Origin of the sequence: Nitrobacter winogradskyi (genome assembly GCF_006539545.1) — a bacterium.
GTDB lineage: Bacteria > Pseudomonadota > Alphaproteobacteria > Rhizobiales > Xanthobacteraceae > Nitrobacter > Nitrobacter winogradskyi_A.
In genome coordinates this window covers 1-18,340 of sequence record NZ_BJNF01000068.1, presented here as the reverse complement: position 1 = coordinate 18,340, position 18,340 = coordinate 1, and the positions used below count along the sequence as shown (strand labels likewise).

General features: G+C 61.9%; 23 protein-coding genes. 8 read left to right on the top strand and 15 right to left on the bottom strand.

Annotated elements, in window-relative coordinates; all coding sequences use genetic code 11:
- Window positions 1–2 precede the first annotated feature (2 nt).
- The 4 genes from cpaB to NWI01_RS12400 form a co-directional block, all read right to left on the bottom strand.
- Window positions 3–785 (bottom strand): Flp pilus assembly protein CpaB, encoded by a 783-nt coding sequence (gene cpaB, locus NWI01_RS12410; RefSeq protein ID WP_141384144.1) that lies wholly within the window; start codon window positions 783–785, stop codon window positions 3–5.
- Between the two features lie 124 nt (window positions 786–909).
- On the bottom strand, window positions 910–1,434 hold the full coding sequence (locus tag NWI01_RS12405) for an A24 family peptidase (RefSeq protein WP_141384143.1): 525 nt from the start codon (window positions 1,432–1,434) through the stop codon (window positions 910–912).
- 89 nt (window positions 1,435–1,523) lie between these two features.
- A complete protein-coding gene (locus NWI01_RS19360) occupies window positions 1,524–1,667 on the bottom strand; it encodes a hypothetical protein (protein WP_210242973.1) in 144 nt (47 codons plus the stop codon).
- 101 nt (window positions 1,668–1,768) lie between these two features.
- On the bottom strand, window positions 1,769–1,939 hold the full coding sequence (locus NWI01_RS12400; protein ID WP_141384142.1) for a Flp family type IVb pilin: 171 nt from the start codon (window positions 1,937–1,939) through the stop codon (window positions 1,769–1,771).
- A gap of 406 nt (window positions 1,940–2,345) precedes the next feature.
- On the opposite strand from NWI01_RS12400, the gene NWI01_RS12395 reads away from it, so the two are divergent.
- The 3 genes from NWI01_RS12395 to NWI01_RS12385 all read left to right on the top strand — a co-directional run bounded on the left by NWI01_RS12395 (window position 2,346) and on the right by NWI01_RS12385 (window position 4,309).
- On the top strand, window positions 2,346–2,837 hold the full coding sequence (locus NWI01_RS12395; RefSeq protein WP_141384141.1) for a pilus assembly protein N-terminal domain-containing protein: 492 nt from the start codon (window positions 2,346–2,348) through the stop codon (window positions 2,835–2,837).
- A 176-nt stretch (window positions 2,838–3,013) separates the two neighbouring features.
- A complete protein-coding gene (locus tag NWI01_RS12390; RefSeq protein WP_141384140.1) occupies window positions 3,014–3,574 on the top strand; it encodes a TadE/TadG family type IV pilus assembly protein in 561 nt (186 codons plus the stop codon).
- A gap of 162 nt (window positions 3,575–3,736) precedes the next feature.
- Window positions 3,737–4,309 (top strand): TadE/TadG family type IV pilus assembly protein, encoded by a 573-nt coding sequence (locus tag NWI01_RS12385; protein WP_141384139.1) that lies wholly within the window; start codon window positions 3,737–3,739, stop codon window positions 4,307–4,309.
- 343 nt (window positions 4,310–4,652) lie between these two features.
- On the opposite strand, the gene NWI01_RS12380 is transcribed toward NWI01_RS12385, so the two are convergent.
- From NWI01_RS12380 to NWI01_RS12365, 4 genes are all read right to left on the bottom strand, one after another.
- Complete coding sequence (locus tag NWI01_RS12380) at window positions 4,653–4,865, bottom strand: cold-shock protein (protein ID WP_002714433.1); 213 nt, start codon at window positions 4,863–4,865, stop codon at window positions 4,653–4,655.
- A 253-nt stretch (window positions 4,866–5,118) separates the two neighbouring features.
- Window positions 5,119–5,400: a translation initiation factor IF-1 gene (infA, locus tag NWI01_RS12375; RefSeq protein ID WP_011313644.1), complete on the bottom strand. Its 282-nt coding sequence runs from the start codon at window positions 5,398–5,400 to the stop codon at window positions 5,119–5,121.
- 382 nt (window positions 5,401–5,782) lie between these two features.
- The gene (locus tag NWI01_RS12370) at window positions 5,783–7,222 is read right to left on the bottom strand and encodes a DEAD/DEAH box helicase (protein WP_141384138.1); all 1,440 of its coding nucleotides are present in this window, start codon (window positions 7,220–7,222) and stop codon (window positions 5,783–5,785) included.
- A 298-nt stretch (window positions 7,223–7,520) separates the two neighbouring features.
- On the bottom strand, window positions 7,521–8,288 hold the full coding sequence (locus NWI01_RS12365) for an RluA family pseudouridine synthase (protein WP_141384137.1): 768 nt from the start codon (window positions 8,286–8,288) through the stop codon (window positions 7,521–7,523).
- A gap of 57 nt (window positions 8,289–8,345) precedes the next feature.
- Here NWI01_RS12365 and ftsY point away from each other — a divergent pair, with 57 nt between their 5' ends.
- Both ftsY and NWI01_RS12355 read left to right on the top strand, forming a co-directional pair.
- Window positions 8,346–9,293 carry a signal recognition particle-docking protein FtsY gene (ftsY, locus tag NWI01_RS12360; protein ID WP_141384136.1) on the top strand — a complete coding sequence of 316 codons (948 nt, stop codon included), beginning with the start codon at window positions 8,346–8,348 and terminating at the stop codon, window positions 9,291–9,293.
- Between the two features lie 2 nt (window positions 9,294–9,295).
- Entirely contained in the window at window positions 9,296–9,898 is a 603-nt protein-coding gene (locus tag NWI01_RS12355; RefSeq protein WP_141384135.1) for a septation protein A, read from the top strand.
- A gap of 46 nt (window positions 9,899–9,944) precedes the next feature.
- Here the strand turns inward: NWI01_RS12355 and NWI01_RS12350 are convergent, their stop codons facing one another.
- From NWI01_RS12350 to ccmA, 6 genes are all read right to left on the bottom strand, one after another.
- Window positions 9,945–10,307, bottom strand: a complete 363-nt coding sequence (locus NWI01_RS12350; RefSeq protein ID WP_141384134.1) for a ComEA family DNA-binding protein — start codon at window positions 10,305–10,307, stop codon at window positions 9,945–9,947.
- A 136-nt stretch (window positions 10,308–10,443) separates the two neighbouring features.
- A complete protein-coding gene (locus NWI01_RS12345; protein ID WP_141384133.1) occupies window positions 10,444–11,037 on the bottom strand; it encodes a DsbE family thiol:disulfide interchange protein in 594 nt (197 codons plus the stop codon).
- Window positions 11,034–11,213 (bottom strand): heme exporter protein CcmD, encoded by a 180-nt coding sequence (gene ccmD / locus NWI01_RS12340; protein ID WP_141384132.1) that lies wholly within the window; start codon window positions 11,211–11,213, stop codon window positions 11,034–11,036. Before ccmD ends, NWI01_RS12345 begins: the two co-directional genes overlap by 4 nt.
- A gap of 5 nt (window positions 11,214–11,218) precedes the next feature.
- The gene (locus NWI01_RS12335; RefSeq protein ID WP_141384131.1) at window positions 11,219–11,950 is read right to left on the bottom strand and encodes a heme ABC transporter permease; all 732 of its coding nucleotides are present in this window, start codon (window positions 11,948–11,950) and stop codon (window positions 11,219–11,221) included.
- 96 nt (window positions 11,951–12,046) lie between these two features.
- A complete protein-coding gene (ccmB, locus tag NWI01_RS12330; RefSeq protein ID WP_141384130.1) occupies window positions 12,047–12,715 on the bottom strand; it encodes a heme exporter protein CcmB in 669 nt (222 codons plus the stop codon).
- A gap of 73 nt (window positions 12,716–12,788) precedes the next feature.
- Window positions 12,789–13,391 carry a heme ABC exporter ATP-binding protein CcmA gene (gene ccmA, locus NWI01_RS12325; protein WP_141384129.1) on the bottom strand — a complete coding sequence of 201 codons (603 nt, stop codon included), beginning with the start codon at window positions 13,389–13,391 and terminating at the stop codon, window positions 12,789–12,791.
- Between the two features lie 223 nt (window positions 13,392–13,614).
- On the opposite strand from ccmA, the gene acnA reads away from it, so the two are divergent.
- Window positions 13,615–16,332 (top strand): aconitate hydratase AcnA, encoded by a 2,718-nt coding sequence (acnA, locus tag NWI01_RS12320; protein ID WP_141384128.1) that lies wholly within the window; start codon window positions 13,615–13,617, stop codon window positions 16,330–16,332.
- A gap of 7 nt (window positions 16,333–16,339) precedes the next feature.
- Here the strand turns inward: acnA and NWI01_RS19355 are convergent, their stop codons facing one another.
- A complete protein-coding gene (locus NWI01_RS19355; RefSeq protein ID WP_210242972.1) occupies window positions 16,340–16,537 on the bottom strand; it encodes a hypothetical protein in 198 nt (65 codons plus the stop codon).
- Between the two features lie 39 nt (window positions 16,538–16,576).
- On the opposite strand from NWI01_RS19355, the gene NWI01_RS12315 reads away from it, so the two are divergent.
- Entirely contained in the window at window positions 16,577–17,332 is a 756-nt protein-coding gene (locus NWI01_RS12315; protein WP_141384127.1) for a DUF1223 domain-containing protein, read from the top strand.
- A gap of 432 nt (window positions 17,333–17,764) precedes the next feature.
- Window positions 17,765–18,136 (top strand): DUF2794 domain-containing protein, encoded by a 372-nt coding sequence (locus tag NWI01_RS12310; RefSeq protein WP_141384126.1) that lies wholly within the window; start codon window positions 17,765–17,767, stop codon window positions 18,134–18,136.
- Window positions 18,137–18,340: the final 204 nt, after the last annotated feature.

Sequence of the window (18,340 nt, the reverse complement as noted above, 5' to 3'; positions counted from 1 at the left end):
GATTACCTCTGTACGCTGGTCTGAGTCGGAACGCCGTAACGGACGACATTGATGCTGTCGCGCCTCCGATCATCGATGTCGCCTTCCGGGGCATTGGCGTCGGCGAGGCTGCGCAGCGCGAGCGACAGCGTTCCCATCTGGCGCGATCGCGCCAGTGTTTCCGCCTGCTCCGGTTTCAGTTCGAGCGTCGCGGTCCGGCCGACCACGACCTTTTGCCCGTTCTTTTCCTCGATGGTCTGATCGATCGCGAGAACGCGCACGTTGCCGAGTACGGTCTCCGAGTTGACGGAATCCCCGTTGGCGTGATCGGCGTTTTTCTCCCGTTTCGACAGGATCACGTCGACGCGGTCATTGGGAAGAATGAAACCGCCGGCTCCGGTTTCCGGCGAGATTTCCGTCGAGATCGCGCGCATTCCCGTCGGCAGGATCGCGGCCATGAAGCCGGATCCTTTCGCGCTGACGAGCTTGAGTTCGCGAATGGGTTCTCCGGCGATGAAGGGCGAGCGGGCGATCGACCCTGCGAGCTGGGTGGTGGCGTCCGGGCGCTGGTCACGGCGAATGAAGCTGCTGCTGGCGCTATCTGCGGGCCAGACCTGCCATGCCACGTCGTTCGCGGTGACCGCCTGGCCGAGCGGAATGTCGGACTTCGCAACCAGGACGTCGACGGTTCGAAGCTGCTCCGTTTGAACGGGTTGGGTCTCTTTGTCGGATCCGCTCGCGAGGTAGGCGGCGAGGCCGCCGGCGCCGACTGCGATGGTCAGGACGACGATGCGTGCGGTGTTCATGCGCTGATTGTCCACGTTACGGCGCGGCGCTTGCGTCGCCGTCACGTGAGTTGAACATTTATTCGTCAAAGCATGGTTAATGAGGCGTATCTAAATCGCGTTAACGAGCTGTTGTTGCGCGTGATCAGTGAAGGCCGAAGCGCGCCAGATCGACCGCCCGCACCCAGTCGGTTTCCGGGTAGATCAGCAGAGCCGCGAAGGCGAGCGCGATGCCATAGGGGATGCCGGTGTTCTTGCCGTGCAGCCGGAGAAGCCAGTCCTGACCGTAAAGCGAGGCCGGCAAAGGCCATTGCCGGAACTGGAGCAGCAGGAGCGTCAGGGCCCCGCCGAACAGGGAGGCATAGACGAGGTACTCCAGCGTGTGCCCGAAGCCGAACCAGAGAGCGGCCGCCGCCGCCACCTTGGCGTCGCCGCCGCCGACCCAGCCCATCGCGAAACACGAGAACGCCACGACGAGAACCGCAAGCCCCGCTCCCGCATGGGATAGCATTTCGTGAAGTCCCATGCCGCTCAGGGGAGCCAGCACGAGGAAGCCGGCGACCAAGAGCAGCGAGACCCTGTTCGAGATCGTCATGGTCAGCAGGTCGCTCGCGGCCGCGAACGCCATCAGCGCGGGGAATAACAGCAATCGCGCGACATCGAGCACCATGGAAATACCACTCCCGTTCCTCTGCGGCGTGATCCGTTATGGAGTCCGATCGTATGCGTTCGATGTGAACATTCTGGAAACGGGAAAGGTCATGGCCAAACGGCGATAATTCTCGCCGCGACGGCAATGACGGCGACTGTCAGCGCCATGCAGACAGTCTGGATCGCCCGTCTCGTTGCCTCATCGCCCGGCGGAAGATGCGTCTCGGGCGCGGAAGGCTTTAATATAGTCATTGTCGTTCGACCGCGCTTTTGTCTGTGAGCAGAAGGAAGCAGGAAAAGAAAAGGTCCCGGCATGCCGGGACCTTTTTGATCGCGGAACGAAAGACTTTCGTTCAATTCTTCTTCAGGTCTTGCTCGACCTTCGTGAAGGTGGTGTTCAGCGAGGTTCCGAGCGTGTTGACCGCGGTGATGATCGCGACCGCAATGCCAGCGGCGATCAGGCCGTATTCGATCGCGGTCGCACCGGATTCATCCTTCAGGAAGCGCGAAAAAAGGTTCTTCATAACTGGCTCCATGTGTTCACGTGGCTGTCGAACTTCACTTGGTCCTAACGGCGTTCTCGAGCACCGTGACCATGGCCTTACCGTAAGCGGGGAGAATTGCAGCGCAGTTAATTCGATTGCAGAAACACAGCCATAACGAGCCGTGTGTGCGACACGGTGAATTTATATTTAAGGGTGATTTATAAAAATGCGTTCTATTAAAATGCCGTCCTCCAGCGCTTCGCATGTTCGCGGCGGCGGCGTCTGCATATCATCCATCTTTATCCGGAAATGAAGGGATGGCCGCGCTTCTCTCCTGGTGCGCGTTTGCGGTTCATTCATCAATTAACGGCAGATTTCATGTTGTGGGCCGACACGGTTGGCATCGCCTTTTCGGCTCTCTGCGTTCCCGAGTAGAGTATAGAGTATGTGGTTCAAGTTCCTGCGCGGCCGGTCGCGTGTCTCGGTCATCGGCGTATCGTTTGCGGCAGCGATTTTGTTGGGTGCGGCGACGGCTCCGGCAGAGGTGATCAGTGAGCCGATCTCGGTCAATGTCGATCAGGCCAAGCTGGTCAGGTTGCCCGGACCGATCGCGACGATCGTGGTCGGCAATCCGCTGATTGCCGACGTCACCCTGCAGCCCGGCGGCCTCGTTGTCGTGACGGGTAAGGGCTATGGCGCAACCAACATGATTGCGATGGACCGCGCCGGGAGCATCATGGTTGATCGCGTCATTCAGGTCGAGGGGCCAAGCGATCAGGTGGTGACCGTGTATCGCGGCCTCGAGCGTGAATCATATAGCTGCATGCCGATCTGCCAGAAGCGGGTCACTCTCGGGGACAGCGCCGCATACTTCAAGGCGACGATGGATCAGGCGAGCAATCTGAGTTCGCAGGCCGGCGGCGGCGCCACAAGATAAAGCGCCGGTCGACACGCGTATCCGGCTTCCCAGGCGCGGCGCCTCACGGTCCGGAGTTGGTTAGCAACAAGTATACGACAATGGGCGTTTTGCTTCTATTGGGCGAAACACTTCCACAATCAGTTTCGGGTAGTCCTTGACGGTAGATAAATCCCGCCGTGTGCAAGGATTTCCCGATGTCGTTGCTTCCCCGTTTCAAGGTCACAGCAAGGATGGCCGCTCGTTTTCACGGCCATGAGAGCGGGTCCGCGGCGGTGGAATTTGCGCTCGTCGCGCCGATGTTCTTCGCGCTGCTGTTTGCCATCATCGAAACGGGACTGGTGTTCTTCGCCAGCCAGAGTCTTGAGACCGCCCTGCAGGACTCGGCGCGCAAGATCATGACCGGCGAGGCGCAGATCACTAATCTGACGAAACAGAGCTTCAAGGCCAACGTCGTCTGCGCCAACGTCAACGTTCTGTTCGACTGCGAGAACGGAATCTATGTCGATGTCCAGAGCTATCCTTCCGGCTTCGGGAGCGTGACGATCTCCGATCCGATCGCCGGCGGAAGCTTCGCCGACAACACCCAGTACAATCCGGGCGGTCCGGGAGATATCGTCGTCGTCCGGCTGTTCTATCAGTGGCCGCTGTTCGTCACCGGACTTGGTTACAATATCGCCAACCTGAGCGGCAGCAAGCGGCTGCTGTCGGCGACCGCAGCCTTCAAGAACGAGCCCTATCCGGCCCCATCATCCTGATGATGGGTATGCAGGAAACGGCAGCATATGCGAGTTGAGAATGTGAAGCCGATGCGGGGCGCGTGTTTGAGCGAAGAAAGCGCTGCAAGACAAAAACCCGAAGCCTCGTTCCGATCCGATCGAAACGGAAATGGCTCTGACCGGTGGTCTTGCCTGAAAGGTATGGCGGCAGCGCTGCGGCGGGATACGCGCGGCTTGGCAGCGACCGAGTTTGCGATGATCGTGCCGCTGATGCTGGTGATGCTGTTCGGGACCATCGAGGTGTCATCAGGTGTCGCGGTCAATCGCAAGGTCACGCTGGTTGCGCGAACGCTGTCCGATCTTACTTCGCAGTCCAAGGTGGTGAACGATGCCGACGTGACGAATTTTCTGGCTGCCAGCTACGGCATCATGTGGCCTTATTCCTCGGCACCGGTCCAGGCGACGATCTCGGAGTTGTATATCGATCCCGCGACATCGGTGGCGCGGGTGCAATGGAGCAAGGGCAAGGCGCCGCGAGGCGCCGGGTCGACCGTCAGCATTCCCTCGGGACTCATCGGGCGGGACTCGTCAGGCAAAGTGCTTCCCAACCAATACCTGATCTTCAGCGAGGTCAGCTATATCTATGAACCGGTCCTCGGCTACGTCATGTCGAAGGCCGGCATCAGGCTGCGCGACACCGCCTTCACCCGGCCGCGGCAATCGGCGTGCGTGTTTTTTGGCAACCCCAGCAGCATCATTTGCCCGACGACCTGACAGGGACAGGTCATCGTTGCTGTACAGGATCACGGGGGCTGGAGTCTTTCACCACTTCATGGAAAGGGTGCTCTACCCTTATGTTTTGACGCGTTTTCGTTACGCGAGCCGGTATCCGCTTCGCTCGACGCTTTTTTTTACACGCGACGGGCTTCCGTTCATCACGTCAAGCCCGCGGACACACTTCGCTGCAGAACGCTCCCGTTCAGGAGGGATCCAGGCGGCCACCACCCCAACTATCCTGGCCCGTTCGGAGCTCGTCGCAAACTGAAAAGGCCGCGCTGAGGGCGCGGCCTTTTCTTCTGATGTGATCTTTTCGTTACCAACAGGACGCTGGCGCTGCCTATCCAGCCGCTCGGAGATTGTCGGCTGAAGATTTTCCAGAACGGCGATCAGCAACGATCTCGTAGCTGATCTTCTGTCCTTCACGCAGCGTTCCGAGTCCGGCCCGCTCAACCGCGCTGATGTGAACGAACACGTCGTTGCCGCCATCGTCAGGTTGAATAAAGCCGTAGCCCTTGGTTGCGTTAAACCACTTCACGGTTCCCATGCTCACGGGTAGTCCCTTTGATCAAGTACATATGTCGAAGCTCGCTTTTGGCGAACTGGTGAGATCGGATTTTTGGAAGGGTCGTCAGCGTCTAAACCGGCTGTACCGGTGGTAGCTAATGTCGTCCGGCCGAAAATCGCTATTCCAATGTTATTCGAAGGCAGGCTCCAAAACAATCCTGACGTGCAGGATTTTTTAAGGGGTGGGTTTGACCGGGCTTTGGCCCCGCAGGGCGCAAGGTCTTTCCCACGCCGACGACTTACCTGCGGCGAAACTGACCCCCTCGCGGCGGTCCACTGCGCGGCGGCCCGCCGGGGCGCTCGTCCTTATGCCGGAAGATCAGGCGTCCTTTCTCCAGATCGTAGGGGGACATCTCGATGGTCACGCGGTCGCCGGCCAGCGTCTTGATCCGATTCTTCTTCATCTTGCCGGCGGTATAGGCAACGATCTCGTGCCCGGCATCGAGCTGCACCCGATACCGGGCGTCGGGGAGGATTTCGGTGACCAGTCCTTCGAACTGGATCAATTCTTCTTTCGCCATGAAGGTTCTCCGGATCGAGTGGCGGTTCAAGAGAGCCATTTCCGTTCCGATCAAATCGGAATAAGGCTCCAGTTTCTTGTCTGATGCATTCTCTTGGGGTGAACTGGTACCCACGTTGAAAACGCCCTGGATCACGATGATTCTGGATCGAAACGATCCAAACCCATCAACGCGATCGATTTCGATATTTTGAGAAGCGGGAGGCGGGCGGAAAACCGCTACGTCCTCGCCCGCTCCGGTCGTTCGAGTCTGATACTTGCATCCGTCGGGCAGCAATCCCTGCGGATGACTTCCGGGTTTGACATCCGCTTATCGACATTCGCCTACCGATTTGCGCTTACCGATCTGTCGCGAAGTGGATAGCAAAGGTTATCCTCACCCGCTAGCGCTGAGGCGGCTGACTGGATTTCAGGCGCGCTGGCCGGCTTTTGCGGTGCAGGAAGGCAACCCCCTGCATTCCACCGGGCTTGCTCCCCGGTGCTGAACGGGATGTTTCCTGCCGACCGGATTCCGGTCGCCGGCTGGTTTGCGGCGTCCCCTTCTTGCTGCTCTTGCTGCGGCGACGGCGCGAACCTTTCCCCGAGGAGACCTCGCCCGTTCTGGCCGCATGACCGTGGGGTGCGGGGCTTCCGCCGCGATTTTGCGGGGGAGCCGGCGCAGCCTCGCGCTGCCCCGATGTCCGGCGGTCTTCCCTTGGGAGGACCACGCGGATCAGCTTCTCGATATCACGGAGATAGGCCATCTCTTCCGCTCCGGCGACCAGCGAGATCGCCGCGCCATCGGTGCCCGCCCGCGCGGTGCGGCCGATACGGTGGACGTAGGTTTCCGGGACATTCGGGAGGTCGAAATTGACCACATGGCTGATCCCGTCGACGTCGATGCCCCGTGCCGCGATGTCGGTCGCAACCAGGGTCCGGATCTCGCCGGCCCGAAACTCCGCCAGAACCCGCTCGCGGTGGTTCTGCGATTTGTTGCCGTGGATCGCGTTGGATTTGATGCCGGACTTGGCGAGGCTTTTCACGACCTTGTCGGCGCCATGCTTGGTCCGCGTGAAGATCAGCGCGCGGTTGACCGGTTCCTGCTTCAGGAGCTGGGCCAGGAACGCGGCCTTGCCCGCATGATCGACCTGAATGATGCGTTGAGCGATGCGGTCCACGGTCGAGGAGACCGGCGTGACCGCGACGCGGGCCGGATCGCGCAGCATCTGGTTGGCGAGTTCCGCGATGTCCTTCGGCATGGTGGCCGAGAAAAACAGCGTCTGCCGCTTCACCGGCAGCTTGGCGACGACTTTGCGGATGTCGTGGATAAAGCCCATGTCGAGCATGCGATCGGCTTCGTCCAGCACGAGAAATTCGACCTGACCGAGTTTCAGCCCGTTGCTTTGAACCAGATCGAGCAGGCGGCCCGGCGTGGCGACCATCACTTCGACGCCGTGCATGACGGCGCGGACCTGACGTCCCATCGGAACGCCGCCGATCGCGAGAGCCGAGCTCAGGCGCAGGTGTCGGCCGTAGGCGTTGAAGTTTTCGAGGATCTGGCCTGAAAGCTCGCGTGTCGGGCTGAGCACCAGAACCCGGCAGCTCTTGGGTTGCGGCTTGATACGATTCTGGAGCAGCCGATGCAGGATCGGCAACGCGAAGGCCGCGGTCTTGCCGGTGCCGGTCTGGGCAATTCCGACAAGGTCGCGTCCGGTGAGGGCAATAGGAATGGTTTGAGCCTGGATGGGCGTGGGCGTCAGATAATTCTCTTCCGCGAGCGCACGTGAAATCGGATCGGCGAGGCCGAAATCCTGAAAGGAGGACAAAAGGTTGCTTCTTTCCATTATGGGACCAGGCGCCCGGCCACATCGGCCGGAGCGTGCCAGGGCGTCTGTGACACCCGCGTGTTTGGGGCGTCGATTGACTTTAGCTGAAGGGGCAAGCCAAAAACCGTTGACGGCTCAGAACACGCGGCTCGCGGTGACCTGACATCTCTCAAGGTCATGTTACCATATGAAGCAGGAACGCGGCGGATTCAAGGTGAATTGTCGTGACTCCGTCCGCCGGGGGCTCCGCGTGGAGCCATAACCGGCCCCTTGGCCGACCCTTTGCCCCTTCAACCGGTCGTCCGCACCTGTCGGATTACTCTGCGTTCCAGCCGCACGCCCTGAGCCGCGCGTGCAAATGCGCGGGCGCGGGCGCGGTGACCACGACGGGCGGCTTGTTCTTCGACAAAGGAACAGCGATTTCGCGCGCATGCAGATGCAGGCCCGGCTCGTCGAGGCGCGGGACGTACTGTTCGTTCCGCGAACGGCGTAAACTGGCCTGCGTTCCGTAAATATTGTCGCCGACGATCGGCCAGCCCATCGCCGCGCAATGGACGCGCAGTTGATGGGTACGGCCGGTAAGCGGTTCCAGAGATAACCAGGTGAGCTGAACTCCTGCTTCCGCGATGGAGGAGGCGTCAGCGGAGGATCGCCCCAGCACTTTCCATTTCGTGGTCGACGGCAATCCGTTCGGATCCGGCTTCTGCCACCAGCCGCGTTCTTCGTTCATCCGCCCGAGCCGAATGTCGATGGTGCCCTCGTCATCTGTCGGGCCGCCTTCGACCACGGCCCAGTAGGTCTTTGAAATTCTGCCGTGCTTGAACAGCAGGCCGAGCGAAGCCGTCGCCTTGCGGTGTCGTCCGAGCACCAGACAGCCCGAGGTGTCGCGGTCCAGCCGATGGGCCAGCACCGGGGGGCGCGGCAGGCCGAACCGCAGCGCGTCGAACGACGCTTCGAGATTGGCGCCGCCCTTGGGGCCGCGATGGACGGCGATGCCCGCGGGCTTGTCGATCACCAGCATCAACCCGTCGCGGTGAAGGACGCGGGCCTGGATTTCCTCCGGCGTCGGTTGTGCCGTATCCATGGTTCACTTTATTTCCGGTTGCAGCATGATCGCCGAAACGGCTAACACACCTCCACAATGAACGACAGCACCGAGGATCAACCGAAACAAAGCTGGTGGCGCAGGCTGTCCGGCGGACTCAAGCGGACCTCGGCTTCGCTCGGGACGGCGGTGGCCGATCTCGTCACCAAGCGCAAGCTCGACCGCGCGATGCTCGACGACATCGAGGACGTGTTGCTGCGCGCCGACCTCGGAACCGCGGTCGCCGAACGCATCGCGGAGGCGGTCGGCGAGGGACGTTATGACAAGGCGATCTCCGCCGACGAGGTGAAGGCCGTCGTCGCGACCGAAGTCGAAAAAGTCCTCGCTCCGGTGGCACGGCCGCTGGTCATCGACGAGACGGTCAAGCCCTTCGTTATTCTGGTGGTCGGCGTCAACGGCTCCGGCAAGACCACGACAATCGGCAAGCTGGCGGCGAAATTGTCCGCCGAGGGCCGCAAGGTGATGATGGCGGCCGGCGACACGTTTCGCGCCGCGGCGATTGACCAGTTGAAGGTCTGGGGCGAGCGGACCGGATCGCCGGTCATCGCGGGCGCGCAAGGATCGGATTCCGCGAGCCTTGCGTTCAACGCGCTGACCGAGGCGCGAAACCAGAACCGCGACGTGCTGCTGATCGACACCGCGGGCCGCCTGCAGAACAAGGCGGAACTGATGAACGAACTGGAAAAGATGGTTCGCGTCATCCGCCGGGTTGATTCGTCGGCTCCGCATGTCGTGCTGCTGGTGCTCGACGCCACGGTCGGACAGAACGCGCTGTCGCAGGTCGAGGCGTTTCATCGCACCGCCGGCGTTACCGGGCTGGTGATGACCAAGCTGGACGGCACGGCGCGCGGCGGCATTCTGGTGGCGCTCGCGGAGAAGCATAAGCTGCCCGTGCATTTCATCGGCGTCGGCGAAGGAGTGGACGATCTCGCGCCGTTCACGGCAGGCGATTTCGCGCGGGCGGTCGCGGGGATCGAAGGCTGACGATGAACAAATCCCAACCGCACCCGCTGTTCAAGCTCGCGACCGAACTCGGTCCGCTGCTGGTGTTCTTCGCCGCCAATGCGAAGTTCGGGCTGTTCGTCGCAACGGCCGCGTTCATGGTGGCGATCATGGCGGCGATGATCGCGTCCTATGCGGTGACGCGACATATTCCCCTGATGGCGCTGGTGACCGGGGTCGTCGTCATCGTGTTCGGCACGCTGACCCTGGTGTTGCATGATGAGACCTTCATCAAGGTGAAGCCCACCATTATCTATGCCCTGTTCGCGGCGGTGCTCGGCGGCGGATTGCTGTTCGGCCGTTCCTTCATCGCGATCATGTTCGATCAGGTGTTCAACCTGACGCCGCGCGGCTGGCGGCTGTTGACGCTGCGCTGGGCGCTGTTCTTTGCCGCGATGGCCGTCCTGAACGAATTCGTCTGGCGGACCCAGAGCACGGATTTCTGGGTCAATTTCAAGGTTTTCGGAGCGGTCCCGCTCACCATGATCTTTGCCATGATGCAGATGCCGCTGACCCGGCGCTATCATCTGGAGCCGGCTACCCTGGAAGCCAGCGATGCCAGGGAAGGGGACGTCAGCCAAGGCTGATCAGTGTCACCTTTGCCCTGTTTGAGCGGCGTGGGGTAGGCGTGACTTACTTCGGTTGCGAGGCGATGATCTGGCCGGAGATCTTCTTGTACGTCGCCTCGGGAAGAATCTTTTTGGAAACGAGTTGGTCCTTCTTGGCGTAGGGACGGCCGGCGATGATCTTGTCGGAATACTTGTCGCCGATGCCCTTGAAAACCATCAGTTCTTCCTTGGTCGCAGTGTTGATGTCGAGCTTCTCCACGTCGGATTTCGCTGGCGCCATCTTGCTGGCGGGAGCCATCTTCCCCGCCGGCGCCATCCTGTCGGAGTGGGGAGCGGGCTGAAACGACTGGGCCATCGATGGTGAAGAAGCAAGCAGGCCGAGCGCAAGAACGGCGGTGGTGATCGAGGCGAGCGTGTAACGGCGCATGAAAACCTCCCTGAGCGGGTGTTTGGTGGCGACGCTAAGGCTAGCTGCTAATTTGCGGCGGCGGCATGGCGGTCGAGTGAACGGCAAATAAATGCCCCGAATACTTTGGCGGGCCTTCGCCGCGACGGCACCTATGTCACGAGCCCGCCTTCAGGGCCTTTTCGATCTCGGGCTTCAGCACCGCTTCGATATTCTCGGGAGTGATTTCCCCGACCAGCTTGTAGGCGATGGTGCCGTCTCGCGCGACCACGAAGGTCTCGGGCACGCCGTAGACGCCCCATTCGATGGAGGCCCGGCCATTGCTGTCGACGCCGACGACGTCGAACGGGTTGCCATAGCGGCCGAGGAAGCGTCGGGCGTTGTCGGAAGCGTCCTTGTAGTTGATGCCGACGAATTGCACGCGCCGGTCCTTGGCGAACTCGGTCAGCAGCGGCGCCTCGCTATGGCAGGGGACGCACCAGGATGCCCAGACGTTGACCAGGCTGACCTTGCCTATGAAGGTCGCGGGGTCGATCCCTGGCACCGGCTTGCCGTCCACCATGAGGCCGGACAGCGGCGGCAGCGGAATTTGGGGCGCGGCTCGGCCGATCAGCGCCGAGGGGATTCGCGAGATGTCGCTGTCGCCAAGACGGAACCAGAACAGGAGCGCCAGCGCGGCAAAGAGCACAAGCGGCAGCGCCATCAGCCAGCGCCGTTTCGGCGCGGCGGCGGGCGTCGCAGGGTCGGTCATTGAACCTCCGCTGCGCTGCGTCCCGATCGCCTGACCGCGCCCGAAGCTTCAAGGCCGCGCAGGCGCGCCTTCTGGCGGCGGTAATCCATGGTCACCCAGACGATGAGCGCGGCAACCACGGCTGCGACCGACACGTAGGACGTCACGATGAACGAGGCATAGGGACCGAGCGCCATGATTGTCACGCCACCGATTTGCTGGCTTGCAGCATCTGCAAGGTGCGCACGCGCCGGCGCAGGATTTCATTCCGCATCGCCGCGATATGCAGCGTCAGGAACAGCAAGGTGAATCCGATTGCCATCACCACGAGGGGGATCAGGAACGCGCGGTCGAGCGTCGAGCCGCCCATGCGCACCACCGAGGCAGGCTGATGCAACGTATTCCACCAGTCCACCGAGAATTTGATGATGGGAATGTTGACCGAGCCGACCAGCGTCAGCACCGCGGCGGCGCGCGCGGCGCGTGAGGGATCCTCGACCGCGCGCCATAGCGCCATCAGGCCGAGATACATCAGGAACAGGATCAAAACCGAGGTCAGCCGCGCATCCCATTCCCAATAGGTGCCCCACATCGGCCGGCCCCACAGCGATCCCGTCAGCAGCGCGAGAAATGTAAAGGCCGCGCCGATCGGCGCGGCGGTTTTGGCCGCGACGTCGGCCAGCGGATGCCGCCACACCAGCGTGCCCAGCGCCGCGATGCTCATCACGCCCCACACGAACATCGACAGCCACGCATTGGGAACGTGGATGAACATGATCTTGACGGTGGCGCCCTGCTGGTAGTCGTCGGGCGCGATCACGGACTGGTAGAGGCCGACCGCGAGCACGAGTGTGGTGACGGCCACGAGCCACGGCAGAATCCGGCCGGCAAGCGTGAGAAACCGGGAGGGGTTGGCGAGGTCAATCAACGGCATGGGCACCACTGATAGTCGCCGGAGCTACCGCAGGCAATGCGGATTTGCGTCCGGTTTCCTTCCGTGAGCAAAAATTGATTGGCTGCATCAGGCGCCTCAATCCAGCCCGTGCCGCAGACTTGCGGCGGCGGCGAATGGGCCGATGACCAGGCTTGACAGCGACAGCGCGCACAGAATCGAGAACGGGGTGCCGAACGGCGATGGTCCGGAAATTGCGGCGTTGGACGCGGCGACGCCGAAAATCAGAACCGGGATCGACAGCGGAAGCACCAGCACCGAGAGCAGCAGCCCGCCGCGACGCAGGACGACGGCGAGGGCGGCGCCGACCATTCCGGTGAAGGTGAGCGCGGGCGTCCCCGCAAGGAGCGTCAGCGCCACCGCGCCGGTCGCGACGGCGTCAAGGTTGAGCAGCAGCCCCAGCACCGGCGTCGCGGCGACCAGCGGCAACCCTACCGCCAACCAGTGCGCCAGCGCCTTCGCGGCGCAGACCAGTTCGAGCGGCGTGCGGCCCATGACGATCAGGTCAAGCGAACCATCATCGTGATCGGCGGTGAACAGGCGATCGAGCGTCAGCAGGCTCGCCAGCAGCGCGCCGAGCCAGAGAATCGCGGGCCCGAGTTTTTTCAGGAGCGCGAGATCGGGGCCGACCGCGAACGGCATCAGCACCACGACGGTCAGGAAAAAAAGCACCCCGATCAGCGCGCCGCCGCCGACGCGCAGCGCGACGCGCATGTCCCGGCGGATCACGGCAGCGAGGGCGGTCATGAAGAGGACCCTTTTCTTCTTTCCCGCGAGGGAAGGGGGGGCAAGGCTCGTCGCATGTGGATTGCAGCCAACCTCATGCCGCGCCTCCGATCCGCAGTTCCCGCACGGCAATGCCGAGCGGCGTATGGGTCGCGGCCAGAATGATGCCGCCGCCCGCGAGATGGCCGGTCATGATCGCGGCGAAGGCGGCCTGACCGGTGACGTCGAGGGCCGAGGTCGGTTCGTCCAGCAGCCAGACCGGGCGCTTGACCGCCAGGAGCCGTGCGATGGATAGCCGCCGCCGCTGTCCCGCCGAAAGATAGGCCGCCGGCAGATGCGCGACATGGTCGAGTCCGACCGCCGCGAGCGCATCCGATTCGTCCGATTTCCCGCCGCCGAGGAAATCCCGCCAGAACGACAGGTTCTCACGGACCATGAGCGCAGGCTTCAAGGCGTCGCGATGGCCGAGGTAATGCGCCTGTTCCGGCAGCGTCAATTCGGGATCGCCGCCTTCAAGGCTGATCGACCCGCCCTCCATCGCCAGAAGACCCGCCAGCAGCCGGAGCAGGGACGTTTTCCCGGCGCCGTTAGGGCCGGTGATCGCCACGGCGTGGCCCGACTCCGCCGCCACATCAAGGCCGGAAAACACCTCCCGTCCACCTCTGACGCATCGCAATCCGTTCCCTGAGAGTCTCATGATGGTCCTGTTCGCGGAACTGTCGCGTTTCTGTGTATGGCTGAAAGGCGGGGTACAAGCGTTCGAGGGGCGGTGGCGGACGATCTGGAAAGACTCTATAAATCTGGAACCTGATGCAGCACAAAACGCGCCGCAGCGAAACCCCGCGGCTTGGTGCGTCAGCGGTGTTTCAATACCCTGGTTCGCCGGCCGGTACCCCAGACGTTAATTCGGGATTTCTCACATGGCTTCGCTCGACAGCTTCAAGTGCCTGAAAACCTTCAAGGTCGGAGGCAAGACTTACGCTTACTACAGTCTGCCGGCCGCGGAGAAGAATGGCCTCAAGGGCATCTCCCGGCTGCCCTATTCCATGAAGGTGCTGCTGGAAAACCTGCTGCGCAACGAGGACGGCCGCTCGGTGAAGAAGGAAGACATCGCCGCGTTCGCCAAATGGCTGAGAAAGCGCAGGCTTGAGCACGAGATCGCCTTCCGTCCGGCTCGCGTTCTGATGCAGGATTTCACCGGGGTGCCCGCGGTGGTCGATCTCGCGGCGATGCGCAACGCGATGCAGAATCTCGGCGGCAAGCCTGAGAAGATCAATCCGCTGGTGCCGGTCGATCTCGTCATCGACCACAGCGTGATCGTGAATTTCTTCGGTGACAACAAGGCGTTCGCCCGGAACGTGGTCGAGGAATACAGGCAGAACCGGGAGCGCTACGAGTTCCTGAAATGGGGACAGAAGGCATTCTCGAATTTCGCGGTGGTGCCGCCCGGCACCGGCATCTGCCATCAGGTCAATCTGGAATATCTGGCGCAGACGGTCTGGACGCGAAAGGAAAGGCTGACGATCGGCAAGAAGACCGCCAGCACCGAGGTTGCCTATCCGGATACGGTGCTCGGCACCGATTCCCACACCACCATGGTCAATGGTCTTGCCGTGCTGGGGTGGGGCGTCGGCGGCATCGAGGCGGAAGCCGCCATGCTTGGCCAGCCGTTATCGATGCTGCTGCCCGACGTGGTCGGCTTCAAGCTGAAGGGGGCGCTCAAGGAAGGGGTGACCGCCACCGATCTCGTGCTCACCGTCACCCAGATGCTCCGCAAGCAGGGAGTCGTCGGCAAGTTCGTCGAATTCTACGGGCCGGGCCTCGATCATCTGTCGGTCGCGGACAAGGCGACCATCGCCAACATGGCGCCGGAATACGGCGCGACCTGTGGCTTCTTTCCGATCGATGCGGCGACCATCGACTATCTCAAGACGTCCGGGCGCCCGGCGGCCCGCGTTGCGCTGGTGATGAAATACGCCAAGGCGCAAGGCCTGTTTCGCAGCGCCGCTTCGGCCGATCCGGTCTTCACCGAAAAGCTGGCGCTCGATCTCGGAACGGTGGTGCCGTCACTCGCGGGACCGAAGCGGCCGGAGGGGCGGCAGCCGCTGTCGGCGGTCGCGGACGGCTTCGCGAGCGCGCTTGCCGACGAATACAGGAAGACCGACGCTGCGGCGCGATTCCCGGTCGAGGGCCGCAACTTCGATCTCGGCCATGGCGACGTGGTGATCGCGGCGATCACCTCATGCACCAACACATCCAATCCGAGCGTGCTGATGGCCGCCGGGCTGCTGGCGCGCAAGGCGGCGGCGAAAGGGCTGACCGCGAAGCCCTGGGTGAAGACGTCGCTGGCGCCGGGCAGCCAGGTGGTCGCCGAATATCTCGCGGCGTCCGGGCTTCAACTCGATCTCGACAAGGTGGGTTTCAATCTGGTCGGCTTCGGCTGCACCACATGCATCGGCAATTCAGGACCGCTGGCGCCGGAGATTTCAAAATCGGTCAACGACAACGGCATCGTTGCCGCCGCGGTCCTGTCGGGCAACCGAAATTTCGAGGGTCGCGTTTCGCCGGACGTGCAGGCGAATTATCTGGCCTCGCCGCCGCTGGTCGTCGCTTATGCGCTGGCGGGCTCGGTGACCAAAAATCTCGGCCGCGAGCCGCTCGGCACGGGCACGGACGGCAAGCCGGTGTACTTGAAGGATATCTGGCCAACCTCGAAGGAGGTCAACGCCCTCATCAAGAAATACGTGACTTCCAGAATCTTCAAGAAGAAGTACGCCGCCGTGTTCAAGGGCGATGACAACTGGCGCAAGATCCAGACCGTCGCGAGCGAGACCTATCGCTGGAACATGAATTCGACCTATGTGCAGAATCCACCCTACTTCGATGGCATGAAGAAGGAGCCGGAGCCGATCGAGGACATCGTGGATGCGCGCATCCTGGCCATGTTCGGCGACAAGATCACCACCGATCACATCTCGCCGGCCGGTGCGATCAAGCTGACGTCGCCGGCCGGACAATATCTCAGCGAACGCCAGGTGCGTCCGGCGGATTTCAATCAATACGGCACGCGGCGCGGTAATCATGAAGTGATGATGCGGGGCACCTTCGCCAATATCCGTATCAAGAACTTCATGCTCAGGGGCGCCGACGGCACGGTGCCGGAAGGCGGCTTGACCAGGCACTGGCCGGACGGCGAGCAGATGTCGATCTATGACGCCGCGATGAAGTATCAGCAGGAGAACGTGCCGCTGGTCGTGTTCGCCGGCGCCGAGTACGGCAACGGCTCGTCGCGCGACTGGGCAGCCAAGGGGACGCGGCTGCTCGGCGTGCGTGCGGTGATCTGCGAGAGCTTCGAGCGCATCCATCGTTCCAACCTCGTCGGCATGGGCGTCCTGCCGCTGACCTTCGAGGACGGCGTGTCCTGGCAATCCCTCGGTCTCACGGGGGATGAGACGGTGACGATTCGCGGCTTGCAGGGCGATCTGAAGCCGCGCCAGAGGTTGTCGGCGGACATCGTTTCCCGCGACGGCTCGCTTCGCCGCGTCTTGCTGCTCTGCCGCATCGATACGCTCGACGAACTCGACTACTACCGCAACGGGGGCATCCTGCACTATGTGCTGCGCAAGCTCGCGGCCTGATTGCTTATCAGACACCGACAGGTGCATCGCGTTCAGGCGCATTCTGAGGATCCGTAGCCTCGACGGCCGCGATCGCCGGAGTGACGATGTCAGAACGGCGCATTTGATGTATGAGGCCTTCACCGCGAATTGAGTGGCGGGCAAGCGAGGGGCAGCCTATCAAAATGCCGGCTTCTCGCATTCTTAAAGTGTGCTTTTCCTTCATGCCGCAGGCCCCCGCCGTGCCGCGGTTTCGGTGATCTTGATGATGTCTCGTGGTGGTTTGACACGACTGTCCGGTGCGCTCGGTGTTTGCGCGCTTGTTGCGCTCAGTCGTGCAGCTTTGGCGGAGCCGCGCGCGGTGGTTGAACTGTTCACGTCGCAGGGCTGCTCCTCATGTCCGGCCGCCGATGAAATTCTGGGTGATCTTTCCAAGGACCCGTCGATCGTCGCGGTCAGTATGCCGATCGATTACTGGGATTATCTCGGCTGGAAGGATACGCTCGCGGACAATCGCTTCACAGCGCGCCAGAAGGCCTATTCGCAGATGCGGGGCGATCGCGATGTCTACACGCCGCAGGTGATCGTCAATGGATCGGTCCATGTGATCGGCAACGATCGCGGGGCCATCGAAAGGGCGGTTCGCGATACGCAACAAAGCAAGGAGGTGATGTCGGTGCCGGTTTCGATGTCGGTGTCGGGCCGGCAGCTCAACGTGTCGGTCGCATCCACCAACGGCAAGCATCTTTCTGATCGCGGCGAAATCTGGGTCTGTGCGATCTCCAAGGCGGTCCCGATTGCGATCAAGCGCGGAGAGAACAGCGGCCGCGAAGTGACCTACCACAATGTCGTTCGGAGCTGGCTCAAGGTGGGTGACTGGACGGGCAAGGCGGGCACCTGGGCGGTGCCAATTGAGAATATCGCCCATCACGGCGTCGATGCTGCGGTGGTCTATGTTCAGGATGGCAATCGCGAAAGACCCGGCCGGATGCTTGGCGCGGCCTACACCCTGCTGCACTGATATTGATTCGCGTTTGCCGCGACTCGAATCCCGCGCGATGAATGCAGCCTGTCTTCAGTCAGGGATGATCTGAACGAAAAAAGCCCGGCGCCGGGTCCGAGCTTTTGCAAATCCGAAATTGAACCCTGCGAATAGGCCCGATCCTGATGGCCCCGGGGGGCTGGGGGCTGAGGAACCGGTTCCAAAAGAATCGGGCCATCGCAGAGAATGTTTTTTCGCAGCTCAGCGGGGCGGTTGCTTGACGGAATTTGGGCTGCATTATGATTTCGCCTAACGTTCTTGTTATTGGGACGCGGCGGCAGCGCAAGGAATAAGGCGAGGAATGAAGGAATGAGTTGATCCCCGCGCCGCTTCCTGGACCGGGGAGCCGAGCCTCTTGCGGCAAGTCGTGGCCGGGGCGATGATGCCATCCGACCTTGACAGGAGGCGCCGATGAGTTCGTTACCGGACGACCTTGATCCAGCCGGGAGCCGCGTGACGGAACGTGGCCCCGCCCCCGTTCCCACTCCAGGCAGGGTGACGTTCAACCGTCTCGAACTCAATCGCATCCTCAATCTTTATGGACGGATGGTTGCCGATGGGGACTGGCGCGATTATGCCATCGACTTTCTCAGGGATCGCGCGGTGTTCTCGGTCTTCCGCCGCGCTTCTGAAGTTCCGATTTATCGTATCGAGAAAGATCCGCGACTGGCGCGCAAGCAGGGTGCGTATAGCGTGATCTCGGCGAGTGGCCTCATTCTGCGGCGTGGCCACGAACTCGACCGCGTGCTGCTTGTCATCGATCGCAAGCTGTCGCTGGTCTGATGCAGCCACGCTCCTGCGGCCCCCGGATAAGGGGACCGCAGGATGAATGCTCCGCGGAGGATTTTGCTTCTGATTCCGTCGGAAGCGATAATGCTCCAGAGTCTGATCCGACTACATTGAATCAGACTCTAGCCCTTACTTTTTGATCGAGCCTGATCTTACCCGAAAACCGGTTTCCACTTTTCGGGATCATGCTCTAGGTCA